At 66.9% G+C, this 14,757-nt stretch carries 14 protein-coding genes; 3 read left to right on the top strand and 11 right to left on the bottom strand.

The genetic code is table 11. The features are described from left to right. The 4 genes from Q0Q02_RS20610 to Q0Q02_RS20595 form a co-directional block, all read right to left on the bottom strand. On the bottom strand, positions 1 to 1,046 hold a 1,046-nt coding region (locus Q0Q02_RS20610; RefSeq protein WP_293812292.1), incomplete at its 3' end, for a TRAP transporter substrate-binding protein. A 229-nt stretch (positions 1,047 to 1,275) separates the two neighbouring features. Then, positions 1,276 to 2,850: an SPOR domain-containing protein gene (locus tag Q0Q02_RS20605; protein WP_293812290.1), complete on the bottom strand. Its 1,575-nt coding sequence runs from the start codon at positions 2,848 to 2,850 to the stop codon at positions 1,276 to 1,278. 97 nt (positions 2,851 to 2,947) lie between these two features. Beyond that, on the bottom strand, positions 2,948 to 4,714 hold the full coding sequence (gene argS, locus Q0Q02_RS20600; protein ID WP_293812288.1) for an arginine--tRNA ligase: 1,767 nt from the start codon (positions 4,712 to 4,714) through the stop codon (positions 2,948 to 2,950). 35 nt (positions 4,715 to 4,749) lie between these two features. Continuing rightward, entirely contained in the window at positions 4,750 to 5,991 is a 1,242-nt protein-coding gene (locus Q0Q02_RS20595; protein ID WP_293812287.1) for a deoxyguanosinetriphosphate triphosphohydrolase, read from the bottom strand. 86 nt (positions 5,992 to 6,077) lie between these two features. Here Q0Q02_RS20595 and Q0Q02_RS20590 point away from each other — a divergent pair, with 86 nt between their 5' ends. Continuing rightward, positions 6,078 to 6,428 carry an iron-sulfur cluster assembly accessory protein gene (locus Q0Q02_RS20590; protein WP_293812285.1) on the top strand — a complete coding sequence of 117 codons (351 nt, stop codon included), beginning with the start codon at positions 6,078 to 6,080 and terminating at the stop codon, positions 6,426 to 6,428. A gap of 114 nt (positions 6,429 to 6,542) precedes the next feature. Here Q0Q02_RS20590 and Q0Q02_RS20585 read toward each other — a convergent pair whose 3' ends face one another. After that, entirely contained in the window at positions 6,543 to 7,613 is a 1,071-nt protein-coding gene (locus Q0Q02_RS20585) for an HD-GYP domain-containing protein (protein ID WP_293812283.1), read from the bottom strand. A gap of 188 nt (positions 7,614 to 7,801) precedes the next feature. Next, entirely contained in the window at positions 7,802 to 8,353 is a 552-nt protein-coding gene (locus Q0Q02_RS20580; RefSeq protein ID WP_293812294.1) for a cold-shock protein, read from the bottom strand. A 265-nt stretch (positions 8,354 to 8,618) separates the two neighbouring features. Between Q0Q02_RS20580 and Q0Q02_RS20575 the strand changes: the two genes are divergently transcribed. Next, positions 8,619 to 9,248 carry a LysE family translocator gene (locus tag Q0Q02_RS20575; protein ID WP_293812281.1) on the top strand — a complete coding sequence of 210 codons (630 nt, stop codon included), beginning with the start codon at positions 8,619 to 8,621 and terminating at the stop codon, positions 9,246 to 9,248. Here the strand turns inward: Q0Q02_RS20575 and Q0Q02_RS20570 are convergent. Further along, a complete protein-coding gene (locus Q0Q02_RS20570; protein ID WP_293812279.1) occupies positions 9,245 to 10,000 on the bottom strand; it encodes a Sir2 family NAD-dependent protein deacetylase in 756 nt (251 codons plus the stop codon). The two genes, Q0Q02_RS20575 and Q0Q02_RS20570, sit on opposite strands and share 4 nt — an antisense overlap. 106 nt (positions 10,001 to 10,106) lie before the next feature. On the opposite strand from Q0Q02_RS20570, the gene Q0Q02_RS20565 reads away from it, so the two are divergent. Next, positions 10,107 to 11,291 (top strand): aminotransferase, encoded by a 1,185-nt coding sequence (locus Q0Q02_RS20565; RefSeq protein ID WP_293812278.1) that lies wholly within the window; start codon positions 10,107 to 10,109, stop codon positions 11,289 to 11,291. A gap of 191 nt (positions 11,292 to 11,482) precedes the next feature. Here Q0Q02_RS20565 and Q0Q02_RS20560 read toward each other — a convergent pair whose 3' ends face one another. The 4 genes from Q0Q02_RS20560 to Q0Q02_RS20545 all read right to left on the bottom strand — a co-directional run bounded on the left by Q0Q02_RS20560 (position 11,483) and on the right by Q0Q02_RS20545 (position 14,704). Beyond that, positions 11,483 to 11,875, bottom strand: coding sequence for a hypothetical protein (locus Q0Q02_RS20560; protein WP_293812277.1), 393 nt, complete (start codon positions 11,873 to 11,875; stop codon positions 11,483 to 11,485). Positions 11,876 to 11,970: 95 nt separating this feature from the next. Beyond that, positions 11,971 to 13,500, bottom strand: a complete 1,530-nt coding sequence (locus tag Q0Q02_RS20555) for a UxaA family hydrolase (protein WP_293812276.1) — start codon at positions 13,498 to 13,500, stop codon at positions 11,971 to 11,973. A 201-nt stretch (positions 13,501 to 13,701) separates the two neighbouring features. Further along, positions 13,702 to 14,193, bottom strand: coding sequence for a class I SAM-dependent methyltransferase (locus Q0Q02_RS20550; RefSeq protein ID WP_293812274.1), 492 nt, complete (start codon positions 14,191 to 14,193; stop codon positions 13,702 to 13,704). Between the two features lie 226 nt (positions 14,194 to 14,419). Beyond that, on the bottom strand, positions 14,420 to 14,704 hold the full coding sequence (locus Q0Q02_RS20545; protein WP_293812272.1) for a hypothetical protein: 285 nt from the start codon (positions 14,702 to 14,704) through the stop codon (positions 14,420 to 14,422). Positions 14,705 to 14,757 lie beyond the last annotated feature (53 nt).

The raw sequence follows: 14,757 nt of genomic DNA, 5'->3' as shown, positions 1-14,757 counted from the left end.
TCGGCGATGCGGAACCAGAGCTGCTCCTTCTTCCAGTAGGGCAGGAAGGAATCGTAGAAGGTCTTGAAATTGGCGTTGCTGGCGGCGAGCTCGCCATACATCGCGAAGGCCTCCTTGAACGCCGCCGCCATCACCTCCTGCGGGAAGGGCCGCAGCTCCGCGCCGGTGCCGGCGAGGCGAATCAGCGCGTCGGGATTGTTGTGGTCGTACTTGGCCACGCAAAGTGCATTGGCCTCGGCGCAGGCCGCCTCGACGATCGCCTTGTAGGAGGCCGGCAGCTCGTTCCACTTGTCCTGGTTGGCGAGGAAGCTGACATTGGCGTTCCCCTCCCAGAAACCGGGATAGTAGTAGTACTTGGCGACCTTCACGAAGCCGAGCTTCTCGTCGTCATAGGGACCGGAGAACTCGACCGCGTCGAGGGTGCCGCGCTCCAGCGCCGGGTAGATGTCGGCGCCGCCGATGGTCTGGGGCACGACGCCGAGACGCGCCATGATCCGCCCGCCGAGGCCGGCGATGCGGAACTTCAGGCCCTTCAGGTCCTCCAGCGACTTGATCTCCTTGCGGAACCAGCCGCCCATCTGCGCGCCGGTATTGCCCGAGGGAATCGTGTGGATGTTGTAGGTCTTCATGAAGGCGCGGCAGAGCTCGAGCCCGCCGCCCTGATAGAGCCAGGCGTTCTGCTGGCGGGTGTTGAAGCCGAAGGGCAGCGAAGTCTCGAATGCGAAGGCCGGGTCCTTGCCGATATAGAAGCTCGACAGGGTATGGCTGCACTCGACCGTGCCGTTCTGCACGGCATCGAGCGCCTGGAGCGCCGGCACGATCTCGCCCGGCGCGAAGACCTGGATCTGGAAATTGTTGTCGGTCGCCTCGGCCACGCGCTTCGCGACATGGGTCGAGATGCCATAGAGCGTGTCGAGGCTCTTCGGGTAGCTCGAGGTCAGGCGCCAGCTGATCTTGGGCTGCGACTGCGCGACGGCCGGCGCGGCTATGACGGCGCTGCCGGCGGCGCCGGCGCCTGCGACCTTGACGAAACTGCGGCGATCCATGGGGTTACCTCCAGATGGTCCGGGTGCTTTGCCCGGAACGAATTCGCACCTTGCACCGTTCGGACGGCAAAAGGCCCGCGAGCAAGATCGCCCGCGATTCGCGCGGCAGGCTACAGCCAGATGCCAGCCAGCGGAACCGGCCGCATCTCGCGCGCCCATGCATCCGCCACAATGCGAAACGGCGGCCCCGAGGGACCGCTGTTCGATAAGTTCGGCAATGGCCGAAAGGTCAGTTCTTGGCGATGAAGCACTGCCCGCCGGCCGCCTGAAGCGCCGAGCACATCGAGGTCGCATCCTCGCGGGAGTAAGGCCCGACGCGCAGCCGGAACACGGTCTTGCCGCCGGCGAGTTCGGTCTTGCGGACGATTGGCGCCTGGCCGCCGAGCTGCTGCGGGTATTTCCGCTGGAGCGCGGCAAAGGTGGCGCGGGCCTCGGCCTCGCTGCCGGGCGCACCGAGCTGCACCACGAAATCGCCGGTGCCGGCGCGGACGGCGGCCGTGGCAGGCGCTGGCTGCGCAGCGGCCGGAGCGGGTGCGGCGCTGGCGAGACGGGTCGGCGCCACAGGCGTGGTGGCGGCCGGCGGCGTCGTGGCGCGAGCCTCGGCCTTCGGAGCCGTAGCGGGAACCTGCATCGGGCGCGGCTGCGCCGGGTTCGTCGCCTGGTTGGCGAGCGAGCGGGTCGGCGCCGAGCCGGTCGCGATCGGCTGGTTGCTGTCGACGGCAACGGGGTTCTGCGCCGGCGTGCCGTCCGGGCGGATCGAGACAGTGCGGACCTTGCGCGGCTCGCCCAGGCCCGGCACCGGCGGCATCGGAGTCAGGCCCGGCTCCGGCTGAACGATGCTGCGCTCGGGCGCGCTCGGAGCGGCGGCGAGCGCCGTGCCGCCAGCGGAATTCGGTCCGGGCGCAACAACGCGCGGCGGCATCGAGCGCGCGGCCTGCTGGACGTCGACCGGCTGCTCCTCGTTGTTGACGACCTTTGTCGGCGCCGTCGGAGTGTCGGGGCTGCGCTCGTAGATCTGCTTGTTCTGATTCGGGATTTCCGCGCCGCCCGGATTGGCGGGAGCGACCTTGACCGGCCCGGCATCGGCCGCGATCACCGGCGGTTGGCCGTCCTTCGTGGCGGTGCCGCCGCGCATGGTGAAAGCTGCGCCGACACCGACAAGCCCGACGGCGATGACCGCAGCGGCAGCCCAGAGCCCCTTGCGCGAACGGCGCGGCTCGAGATCGGGCAGATCGTCTTCGCCATATTCGGGAGCCGGCATCGCCTGCTGGGCATGGCCGTAATCATAGGCCGGCGCCTCATTGGTATAGGCTGCTGGAGCGTGATGCGGCTGCGCGCCCTCGTCGAGATCGCGCGGCGGCGCCGCACCCTGGATCGCGGCCGGACGGCTATAGGGCAGCGGCTCCGGCAGATCGTAATCGGGCTCGAACTGGGGTTGGGGCGCAGGCCGCTGCTGCACCGGCGCGGGAGCCTCCGCTCGGCGCGGCTCGGTGCGGCGCAGCAACGCCTCGAACTCGTCGAGCGCGCCACGCATCTCGGCTGGCGGCTGGCTCGCTTCGGGAACGGCGGGCGCCGGCTGCTGCGGCACGACCTCGAAACTCGGCTCCTGGCGCGCGACAGGCCGCGGCGGCTGGCGCCGCTCGGCGAAGATATCCTTGAGCGGATCGTCCTGCCCGACGATGCGGGTCAGCTCCGCAAGCGGGTCGGCCTGCTGTCCCGGGCGGGGCGTCTGCCCTGCTCCGCGCAGCTGGCGCTCGAGATCTTCGAGATCGAGCGCGAAACGGTTCCTAGCTGGCTCACTCATGGTACGATCCATTCCAGCACAAGCCGCTCCTTCCTATGGAAGAACCGGGAACTCTGTGCGGTCAACCTGACCTTGTGCGCGCCGCCGGAAACCTCCGTCAGCGCATCTCTTCCGGCGCCGCAACTCCGGCGACAGCCAGACCGGAAGCAAGGACGCTGCGCACTGCGTGCACGAACGCCAATCTCGCCAAGGTCGACTTTCGATCAGTTTGATTAACGAACCGTAATTGCGGCGAGTCTTTGCCCTTGTTCCAGAGCGAATGGAAGGCGCTCGCCAGCTCGTGCACGAAGAACGCCACGCGATGCGGCTCATGCGCGGCCGCCGCGCCCTCGATGATTCGCGGGTAGGAAGCGAGCATCTTGACGATGCCGACTTCCGCCTCGTCGGTCAGGGTCGAGAGGTCGGCGCCGGCCAGCGCCTGCGTCGACAGGTCGAGATCCGGGAAGGCTTCGCGCGCCTGCCGGAAGATCGAGGCGCAGCGCGCATGCGCGTACTGGACGTAGAAGACCGGGTTGTCCTTCGACTGCTCGACCACCTTGCCGAGATCGAAATCCAGCGTCGCGTCGTTCTTGCGGAAGATCATCATGAAGCGCACCGCGTCGCGGCCGACCTCGTCGATGACCTCGCGCAGCGTGACGAAATCGCCGGAGCGCTTCGACATCCGGACCTGCTCGCCATTGCGCAGCAGGCGCACGAGCTGGCAGAGCTTGACATCGAGCGAGCCCTGCCCACCCGTCACCGCCTTCACGGCCGCCTGCATGCGCTTGACATAGCCGCCATGGTCGGCGCCCCAGACGTCGATCATCTCCGGGAAGCCGCGCATGAACTTGGAGCGGTGATAGGCGATGTCGTTGGCGAAATAGGTGTAGCTGCCATCCGACTTCAGCAGCGGCCGGTCGACATCGTCGCCGAACTTCGTGGCGCGGAACAGGGTCTGCTCGCGGTCTTCCCAGTCCTCGTCCTTCTGGCCCTTCGGCGGCGGCAGCCGGCCCTCATAGACGAGATCGCGCGCACGCAGGTCTTCGATGGTCTGGTGCACGGCGTTGACGTCGCCGTCACGCCCCTGCAGCGAACGCTCCGAGAAGAAGAGATCGTGGACGACGCCGAGCGCGGCGAGATCGTCGCGGATCATCGCCATCATGCCGTCGATCGCGGCCTGACGGACGAGCGGGAGCCAGTCCCATTCGGCCTTGTCGCGGAGCGCCGGCCCATATTGCTCGGCGAGCGCCTTGCCGACCGAGATCAGATAGTCGCCGGGATAGAGCCCCTCGGGGATCGCGCCGATATCCTCGCCCAGCGCCTCGCGATAGCGCAGGAAGGCGGAACGGGCGAGCACATCGACCTGCGCGCCGGCATCGTTGATGTAGTATTCGCGCGTGACGTCGTGGCCGGCGAAAGCGAGCAGGCTTGCCAGCGCATCGCCGAACACGGCGCCGCGGCCATGCCCGACATGCATCGGCCCGGTCGGATTGGCCGAGACGTACTCGACATTGACCCTGGGCTCGGGCCTCAGTGCGCCGCGCCCGTAATCCAGCCCCGCCTCGATCGCGGCCTTCAGCACCGCCGTGAACACGGCCGGCTGCAGCGTCAGGTTGATGAAGCCGGGGCCGGCGATCTCGGCCTTGGCGATCTCCGGGTCCTTCGCCAGCTCCTCGACCAGCAGCGTCGCCAGCGCACGCGGATTGGTGCCGGCATCCTTGGCCAGAACCATCGCGGCATTGGTGGCGAGGTCGCCATGGGCCGGGTCCTTGGTCGGCTCGACCACGACGCGCGCGAGATTGAGGCCGGCCGGGAGCGCGCCTCGCTCGGACAGGGCCGAGAGCGCGGTATGAAGACGGGCGGAATAGATCTCGAACAGGTTCATTGCGGCCACGATTGCGGATGGGAAGCCGCCCGGCCCTATCGCAGCGAGGGGGTGGCGTCAAACAGGCGGCGGTGCTCGTCGAGCGCGTACCAGTCCGTCATCCCCGCGATATAGTCCGCGATACGCCGCGCGCGGCGGTGCTCGTCGAGCGGATCGCAACCCGCCGCCCACTCCTCCGGCATCGCCGCCGGATCGGCGCTGAAGCGGGCGAACAGGTCACGCACCACCTGCGCCGCGTCGGCCCGGATCGGCGCGATGCGCGGGTGGCGATACATGTTGGGATAGAGGAAGCCCTTGATATCGCGATCGGCCTTCTCGATCACGGCTGAGAAGGCGATGACGGGAGCATCCGCCCGCCGGATCGCATCCGCATCATCGGGCATAAGCGCCGTCAGGCGCCGCTGCGATTCTGCGATCACATCCTCGACGAAGCGGGTGATCACCCGTCGCACCAGCTCGTTCGTCGCTCTCGCACGCTCCAGCCCAGGATGCAGACGCTCGATCTCGTCGAGCAATTCCGCGAGGAACGGCACGGCCCGAAGCTCGGCATGGCCGAACAGCCCGGCGCGCAATCCGTCGTCGATATCATGGGCGTTGTAGGCGATGTCGTCGGCCAAGGCCGCCGCCTGCGCCTCGGCCGAGGCATAGCTGTCGAGCCAGAGGTCCTGACGCTGCTGATACTCGACGATCGCAACGGGAATGCCGTTCTTGGCGTAGCGCGCCGTCGGCCTGCCCGCGTGGTCGAGCAGCGGGCCGTTATGCTTGACGAGCCCCTCCAGCGTCTCCCAGCTCAGGTTGAGCCCGTCGAAATCGGCATAGCGCCGCTCCAGTCGCGTCACGATCCTCAGTGTCTGCGCGTTGTGGTCGAAGCCGCCGAAGCCGGCCATGCATTCTTCCAGCGCATCCTCGCCGGTATGGCCGAAGGGCGTGTGGCCGAGGTCATGCGCCAGCGCCAGGGCCTCGGCCAGATCCTCGTCGAGGCCGAGCGCGCGCGCCAGCGCACGGGCGATCTGCGCCACCTCGATCGTATGGGTCAGGCGCGTGCGGTAATGGTCGCCCTCATGCGAGACGAAGACCTGCGTCTTGTGCTTCAGCCGGCGGAAGGCGGTCGAATGGATGATGCGGTCGCGGTCGCGCTGGAACTCGCCGCGCGTCGCCGAAACCGGCTCCGCCACGAGGCGGCCGCGGCTCGTCGTCGAGCGGCAGGCATAGGGCGCGCGCCAGCGTTCTCCAGGCTCGTGGCCAACCGGCGGGATCGGGCTCTGTGGATAGGGCATGGCGGCCTCGTCGCAGCCCCATGCTTGTAGAGGCGCTGCCGGGCCATTACCTTTCAAGGCAACCAGGGTGCAAGGAGCATCTGACCATGTCGACCGATCTTGCGGTCAATCCGCGCGGCATCGCGGTCACCGCAAATGCCGCCAAACGGATTCTCTCGGTGATGGCGCAGGAGCCGCCGGGCTCGATGCTGCGCGTCAGCGTTGCCGGCGGCGGCTGCTCCGGCTTCCAGTACATTTTCGACGTGGATCAGGAAAAGGCTGCGGACGATCTTGTGATCGAGCGCGACGGCGCGACCGTGCTGATCGACGAAACCTCGCTCGACCTGCTCGAAGGCTGCACAATCGATTTCGTCGACGACCTGATCGGCCAGTCCTTCCGCATCACCAACCCGAACGCGACCAGCTCCTGCGGCTGCGGCACCTCCTTCGCGGTCTGATCCCGGCTGAAGCACCAGCCCGAAAAACGGCACGCGATTTTCGGGCAAACCCGATGCAAGATCAAAGAGCTGGGGCGCCGGACTGAACACGATATTCAGTCCGGCACTCCACGATCAGGCGGCGGTATCGGTCCCGCGCTTGGACACATGGGCCCCGTAGCGGCCGAGGCGGGCGATCGATGCGTCCAGCATGATCTCTCCGAAGACCCGCACCAGATCGAGATCGAGCTTTTCGCCCATCGCGACCAGAACCGCATAGGCCTCCGCCGGTGACATCGGCGGCTTGTAGCTGCGCCGCTCGATCAAGGCGGCGTAGACGTCGCAGATGGTGATGATCCGGACCGGATCGGGAATGTGGTCGCCGGCGAGCCCGTGCGGATAGCCCGAGCCGTCCAGATATTCGTGATGCGAGAGCACCGCGGTCAGCACCGCCGGCGCGAAGCCGCCCTGGGCGACCAGCATGTCATGGCCGATCTGCGGGTGCTGGTTCATGATCTCGTGCTCGGCCGGCGTCAGCTTTCCGGGCTTGCGCAGGATATCCAGGGGAATCCGGGCCTTGCCGATATCGTGCAGGACAGCCGCTTCGGTCATCAGTCGCCGATCAGCCTCCCGAAAGCCGATTCGCTGGGCAAAGGCCGCCACCAGTCCGGAAACGAGCAGGCAATGCTGGTAGGTGGCGTCGTCGTGCCGCCAGACCATATCGAGCCAGCCGTCGAGATCGCCCCCGTCGGCGGCGCGATTGACGGCCTCGACACTGTCGTCGATCGCCTCGACCGGCAGACCGTCACCACGCTCGGCGGCGTCCATCAGGTCGGAAAGCGCCGCCGAGGCGGCCACGAAGCGCTGCTGCAACGCTGCCGACGGGCCGGGCCGATCCGGCGGCGCAAGCATCAGCCCGATCTTGTCGAGCAGCACCGTGACAGGGATATCGGCAGGCAGGATATCGGTCGCGCCGAGAGCATTGGCCTGCATCTGGCAGCGGCTCGACATGTCCCGGAGAAGGAAGATGCAGGGCGCGCCGGCAAGCCGATACGGCGCAAGCGCCGCGCGCGCCGTTTCGATGCTCTTGCGCCCGGACAGGTCGAGATCGACCACGAGAAGCGAGCGGCTCTCGTCGATCTCGCGGCTGCTTTGGGACGGCGACAGCGCAACGCATGGCCCCCAAAGCGAAAGGGTCCGTTGCAACGCCTGGCGGCGCTCCTCGCAATCGCTGATCAGAAGAACGATGGTCCGGCCTCCGAAGAAGCCCTCCATCATGACGATCCGGATTGATGAAGCGTAAAGCCGAAAGCCTGCACCCGCGCTATCGCGGGCAAAACGTCCCAGACGGCAGGGCCGGCGCCCGGATGGTTGCCGCCAAGCTTAACAATTCCTCAGTGCGCCACCGTCGCGGCCGCATTCTGCTCCAGATGGATTTCGGCGGCCATCAGCCCCTTCGGCCCCGGCCCGTAACGCACCAGTACCGTCTGCCCCGGCACCAGCTCGACGAGGCCATAGCGGCGCAGCGTCTCCATATGCACGAAGATGTCGGGAGCGCCCTCGCCCTTCGAGACGAAACCGAAACCGCGCAGGCGATTGAACCACTTCACCACCATGCGCTCGAGCCCGCTGGTCGGGGACACCGCGACATTGGTGCGCGCCATCGGCATCTCGGATGGGTGGCGGCCGGAGGTGGTGTCGATCGAGAGCACGCGCACGGCCTGACGGCCCCGCGCCTTCTCGACGGCTTCGAGCACGATGCGAGCACCTTCCGCTATCGTATTGAATCCGTCGCGCTTCAGGATCGTGACATGGAGCAGGACATCGGCGCCGCCCGTCTCCGGCACGACGAAGCCATAGCCCTTGGAGACATCGAACCACTTCACGTAGCCGGTGACCTCGACCGGCACCTCCGACGCATGGCCGCCCGGCCCATCGAGCCGCATGACACGATTGAGTGACTGGATGGGACCCATCGGTGGCCGCCCGCTCTCACCGAATTCGTCGGACATGTGCCGCTCACCCCCACGCGCAACGCTTGATTCGCACTGTTACGATACCATTGCTGCCGATTCAGGATACAGCCCCCGATCAGTCGTCCACATCATCTGGCGGGGTTGCCGGACGGGCAGACCAGCTCATCGGCGGACGCGTGACAGCCGCGACTGGGGCTATGGCATGATGCCGAAACTCCACACAGCGAGATTCGCCATGCTCGACCTGCCCACGCTCGCGCTCTTCACCGCCGCGGCGGCGGTCCTCACGGCCACGCCCGGCCCGGACATGCTGCTGATCGCCTCGCGAAGCCTCAGCCAGGGGCGAATGGCGGGCCTCCTCACCTATGCCGGCATCGCGACGGGCAGCTATCTCCAGGCCTTCGCCGCAGCTTTCGGCCTGTCCCAGCTCTTCATTCTTGTGCCGACGGCCTATGACGTGCTGCGCTGGGTCGGCGCGGCCTATCTCGCCTATCTCGCCTGGACGACCCTGCGCTCGCAGGCGCCGCTCTTCGCACCCGGCCGCGTTGCCGCCGTCCCGTTGCGCCGCATCTTCCTGCAGGGCCTCTGGACCAATCTGCTGAACCCGAAGATGGCGTTGTTCATGCTCGCGCTGCTGCCGCAATTCCTGAGACCGGAGCTCGGCTCCATCGCGCTTCAGGTCATCGTCCTCGCGACCATCCTGAACGTCATGGGCTTTCTGACGAACGGCATCGTCATCCTCGCGGCGAGCCGCATCGGCCAGGCGCTGGCGAGCCGGCCTGCCTTGGCGCGTCTGCCGCAACGACTGATGGGCGCGGTCTTCGGGGGCCTCGCGATCAGGCTCGCGCTCGCCTCGCGAGACTAACCCGGCAAGGCGCCGAGCACCGCGCCGCTCTCGGCGCGGACGACGAGATCGGCAATCGGGTCGAGTTCCGTCGGCTCACGGTTGAGGATCACGAGCTTCGCCCCCTGCCGCTTGGCGATCACCGGCAGCGTCGCCGCCGGAAAGACCACGAGCGAGGAACCGACGACGAGGAACAGGTCGCATTCCAGCGCCAGCATCTGTGCCTGCTTCATGGCCTCCTGCGGCATCGCCTGCCCGAAGGAGATCGTCGCCGATTTCACCGGCCCGGCGCAGATCATGCAGGCAGGCGGCTCGCCCGTCGCTTCGAAGACGGGCCGGATCGCCGCGAGCTCATGCCGCCAGCCGCAGGTCAGGCAGGTCGCGTAGGTGCCGTTGCCGTGGAGCTCTATCACCTTGTCCTCCGGCACGCCGGAAGCCTGGTGCAGACCATCGATATTCTGCGTGACGATGGCCGGCGAGCGCCCTTCCGCCACCAGCCGAGCCAGCGCCCGATGACCGCTATTGGGCTTAGCGCCACGATAATGGTCGTCCATCGCGAACTTGCGGCGCCAGGCCTCGATGCGAACCTCGCGGCTCTGGACGAAGGCGTCGTAGGGGATCGGCTTGTTGACCATCCAGGGCGAACCGGGCGTGCGGAAGTCCGGCACGCCCGATTCAGTCGAGATGCCGGCGCCGGTGAAGCTGACGATGCTGTCCGCCCGGTTGAGCAGCGCATGCAGCGCGGCGATGGCATCCTCGGTCTCGTCCTGCATGCTCCCGCCCGATCGCTGGATTGGAAGTCCTCCAGATATGGCGCGGGTTTGCCACGCTTCCAAGGCGATTGACGGAAAGCCGCGCACGCCGCAAATCAGATGCACCATGCCGACGACCGCCACCGCCCCGCTCAATCCCGATCTCATCGATACCGGCACGCCGCCGATCCCGGAGGCCCAGGGCTGGGCGCGCGCCTATGGCGGCGCCCGCGGCCCGTTGATCGACCTCTCCCAGGCGGTCCCCGGCGCTCCGCCACCGGCGGCCCTGCTCGAGAAGCTCGCCGCCGCAGCGGCTGAACCCGGCAGCACGCGCTATGGTGGCATCACCGGCGACGCGTCTTTGCGCGAGGCCTATGCCGCCGAAATCTCGCGCATCTACGGCACGGCCTTCGCGCCGGCCGAGATTGCGATCACCTCCGGCTGCAACCAGGCCTATGTCGTCACGATGATGGCGCTGGCGCGGGCCGGCGACAACGTGCTGCTGCCGACGCCCTGGTATTTCAACCATGAGATGACGCTGACCATGCTCGGCGTCGAGGCCCGCCCGCTGCCCTGCGCGCCCGAAGCCGGCTTCGTGCCGGATACCGCCACCGCCGAGGCGCTGATCGACGACCGCACCCGCGCCATCGTCCTCGTCACCCCGAACAACCCGACCGGCTCGGTCTATCCGCCGGAGACCATCGCCGCCTTCGCCGCGCTCTGCGCCAGGCGCGGCATCTGGCTGGTGCTGGACGAGACCTATCGCGATTTCCTGCCCGCAGACGTTGCGAAGCCGCATGAAGTCTTCGCGACAACAAGCTGGCAGGATTCGGTGATCGGCCTCTACAGCTTCTCGAAGGCCTATGCGATTCCGGGCTGGCGCCTCGGTGCGATCACCGCCGGCGAGCCGACGCTCGCCCAGATCGGCAAGGTGCTCGACTGCGTCCAGATCAGCCCCGTCCGGGCCGGCCAGGCGGCGGTGACCTGGGGCATCGACGGCATCCGCGACTGGCGCGAGCGCAACCGCGCCGAGATCAATGCCCGCGCCGATCTCTTCCGCCAGGCGATGGCGCCGCTCAACGGCTGGCGCGTGCTCTCGGCCGGCGCCTATTTCGCCTATGTCGCCCATCCGTTCGGGGGTGTTCCGGCGGCAGAGGTGGCCCGCCGCCTCGTCGAGGATTGCGGTGTGCTCGCCCTGCCCGGTCCCTATTTCGGCCCCGGACAAGAGAACCACCTGCGCATCGCCATCGCCAATGTCGCAGCCGACAGGATCGAAGGGCTGCGCGAGAGGCTGACGGGGTTTTCGCTCTAGATTTGGCAGTCGAAGCGCCGCGGTCATTCCGGGGCTTCGCGTCAGCGAAGAGCCCGGAACCCAGAACCGACTCCGCTTGTACGAAAGCCGCGGCGAGATCGGCACTTCATTTCATGGCGGCATCGGTTCTGGGTTCCGGGCTCAGGCCTGCGGCCTGCCCCGGAATGACGCAGCCGTTGTGAGGGCCGGCCCTACCGGAACATCTCCGCATAGCGGTCGCGATAGGCCCAGACCAGCATCGAGCCCAGCACCACGAGGATGACGGCGACCGGCAGGCCCTGCGGGTTGATCGTGGCATGGAACAGCACGATCACCGCCATGACCGGGGCGATCAGTGCGAGCCCGAAGGCCGGCGCGACGTTCGAGATCAGGCTCAACGCGCCCGTCAGGTTGACTGCCTTGATGAAGGGCCAGAGGAAGCCTGAATCCTGCAAGGCCGTCTCGAAGACGACGCCGCGCGGGCTGGTCGGCGGATGGATCAGGTTCACGCCCGTGGCGAGCCACCAGAAGCCGTCGACGGCGCTGATGAGGAAAATCAACCCGAGCAGGACGCGCGGGATGGTGACGAGGAAAAGAGTCTTCATGGGAATCCGGGCCGATGCAAAAATGGCCCCGGCAGCGCCGGAGCCATCCTTGGTCGCCTCGGTCGCGCGCCGGGTTCAAGCGGCGCGCTGAAAAACTACATCGTCGCGCCGATCTGCCAGGGCACGTATTCGGCATCGCCATAGCCGAGCTCTTCGGACTTGGTCCGCTCGCCCGAGGCGACCTTGAGCAGCTTCTCGAAGATCTCGCGGCCCTTCTGCTCCAGCGAAACGCCGTCGAGCACGTCGCCGCAGTTGATGTCCATGTCGTCGATCATCTTCTCGTAGATCGGCGTATTGGTCGCGAGCTTCACCGAAGGCGTCGGCTTGCAGCCATAGGCCGAGCCCCGCCCCGTCGTGAAGGCGAGGATGTTCGAGCCGCCGGCGACCTGCCCCGTCGCCGCAACAGGATCGTAGCCGGGCGTGTCCATATAGACGAAGCCCTTCGCCTTCACCGGCTCGGCATAATGATAGACCGCCGAGAGCGTCTTGGTGCCGCCCTTGGCGGCCGCGCCCAGCGACTTCTCCAGGATGGTCGTGAGCCCGCCCGCCTTGTTGCCCGGCGAGGGGTTGTTGTTCATGCTCATCCGGGCACGCTCGGTATAGTCCTCCCACCACTTGATGATGCCGACGAGCTTCTCGCCGACCTCGCGCGTCGCGGCGCGGCGCGTCAGCAGGTGCTCGGCGCCGTAGATCTCGGGCGTCTCGGAGAGGATTGCCGTGCCGCCATGCTCGACGAGGATGTCGACGGCCGCGCCCAGCGCCGGATTGGCGGTGATGCCGGAATAGCCGTCAGAGCCGCCGCATTGCAGGGCCAGCATCAGCTCGGAAGCCGGCACCGTCTCGCGCTTCGCCCGGTTGGCGATCGGCAGCATCACCTTCAGCGCCTCGATGCCGGCGGCGACCGCCTTCTTCGTCCCGCCGGTCTCCTGGATCGTCAGCGTGCGGAAGACATCGCTTTCGGTGACGCCATAGGCTTCCTTCATGCGGCTGATCTGGAAGCCCTCGCAGCCGAGGCCGACGACCAGCACCGCCGCCATGTTCGGATTACAGGCATAGCCCCAGGTCGTGCGCTTCAAGACCTCGAAGCTCTCGCCATTATAGTCGATGCCGCAACCGGTGCCGTGGGTCAGCGCGATCACCCCGTCGACATTCGGATAATCCGCGAGCAGCCCGGAGCGCTTCACCTCCTCGGCCATGAAGCGCGCGGCCGAGGCCGAACAGTTCACCGAGGTCAGGATACCCACATAGTTGCGCGTGCCGGCCTTGCCATTGGCCCGGCGGAAGCCCTCGAAGGTCGCCTGTTGCTCGACCGGCAGCACGAATTCGGGCTTGGCCTCCGCGGCGAAGGCGTAATCGCGCTCGAAGGCGTGGAAGCCGGTATTATGCTCATGGACCCAGTCGCCCGGCACGATATCGGCCGTTGCGAAGCCGATGATCTGGCCGAATTTGCGGATCGGCTGATCCTTGGCGATCGGTGCGATCGCCATCTTGTGCCCGCGCGGAATCCGTTTCAGCGCCTCGACCCCGGCTGCGGTCACGCCGATATCGACGGGATCGACGGCCACGACGACATTGTCGGCGGCGTTGAGCTTGAGCGTGCGGGGCGGCGCGGATTTGTCGAGCATGGCAGGGACCGGAACCTCTCGGCGCCGCGACGGCGGCGCGCGCCCTAGAAATGCGCCCAACCGGCCGCGTTTTCAATCGGTTCAAATGAGAAAGCGGTCATGCATCGTCATGGGATGAGTCGGAGCAGGAGCCGACGTGAACCTGCCCCCGACCTAAAGGGACCACCCGAGCTTTCGAGAAGAATGTCGGCTGCCCGCCTCTCAACCCGCGCGTCGATAGGCGAAATAGCGCCCTTCCGATACCCCTTCGGGCAAGGGAAGCACCTCGAGCGCCTCGTGCTCCAGCGCCCAGCCGCTCACGACGATCGCACCGGGCATCGCCAGCGCCGCGACGCGGGCCGGCAGCCACGCAAATGCGATCTTGTCCCGCTCGGGCACGCCGGTCGTGACATCGACGTGGATCAACACGGCAGCCGCCCCATATTCCTCGGTGAACGCCGGAAGCGTCTCCGCCATATCCCCGACAACGAGGAAACGCGTGGGCGGCCTCGACAGCGGGTTCGGGTGCGGGTCGCGCTCGAACACGTAAATATCGCGATCCGGCAGCAGTTCCCGGAGATGGTCATAGGTCCGCCCGTTGCCGAGCCCCAGTTCGAGCGCAAGCCCTTCCCGCCCCTGGATGGAGGCCGCAGCCCAGTTCAGGACCGTGCGCTGCGCCTCAAGGCGGCGAATGAAACTGTCCAGCCGGCTCATGGGGTCCCCGTCATCGAACGGTCTATGGTGGAGGGTGGCTTCGTTGCCGCCGTCGGGAACGGCGCCTTGCGGCCCTGCTGGTCAGCGCGCTTCAGGACCAAAACCATGACGGCTCTGTTGGCAGGAATTGGGGGCTTGATCAATGCCGCCCGGCTGGCGCCGGAACACGGTAGCCCAGCGGCAGCTCTCGCCTCTTGGCGGAATCAAGCCGTCTCCCAGTTCTGGCTCAAGCCTGACCGGGCACGAAGCCGGTAGCGCGCTCGATCCGCAACTTCAACAGGCGCGTTTGAGAGCGCTTGAGCCCCTCGCGGAAAGGCTCGATCTCAACGTCGCGAAGTGCGGTCCTGAATGCCTTGGCGACCTTCAGCTCGGCTCGCCTTCGCTCTGCCCAGTGCTGAGACAGGGAGAGTGAACGCATCCATGCAGCATATTCCTGGGCTGCCAGATAAATCTCGTGCTCTTGCTCCGCTGCGGATAACTCCTCCCACAGCTCTGCGTCGATCTCGAACACTAGGCTCAGGACCTATTAAATAGGTTGCGTGGTTGGGCGCTGATTGATTCCAT

This window comes from uncultured Allobosea sp. (genome assembly GCF_945956895.1).
Taxonomy (GTDB): domain Bacteria; phylum Pseudomonadota; class Alphaproteobacteria; order Rhizobiales; family Beijerinckiaceae; genus Allobosea.
This window is presented reverse-complemented; position numbering and strand designations above follow the sequence as displayed.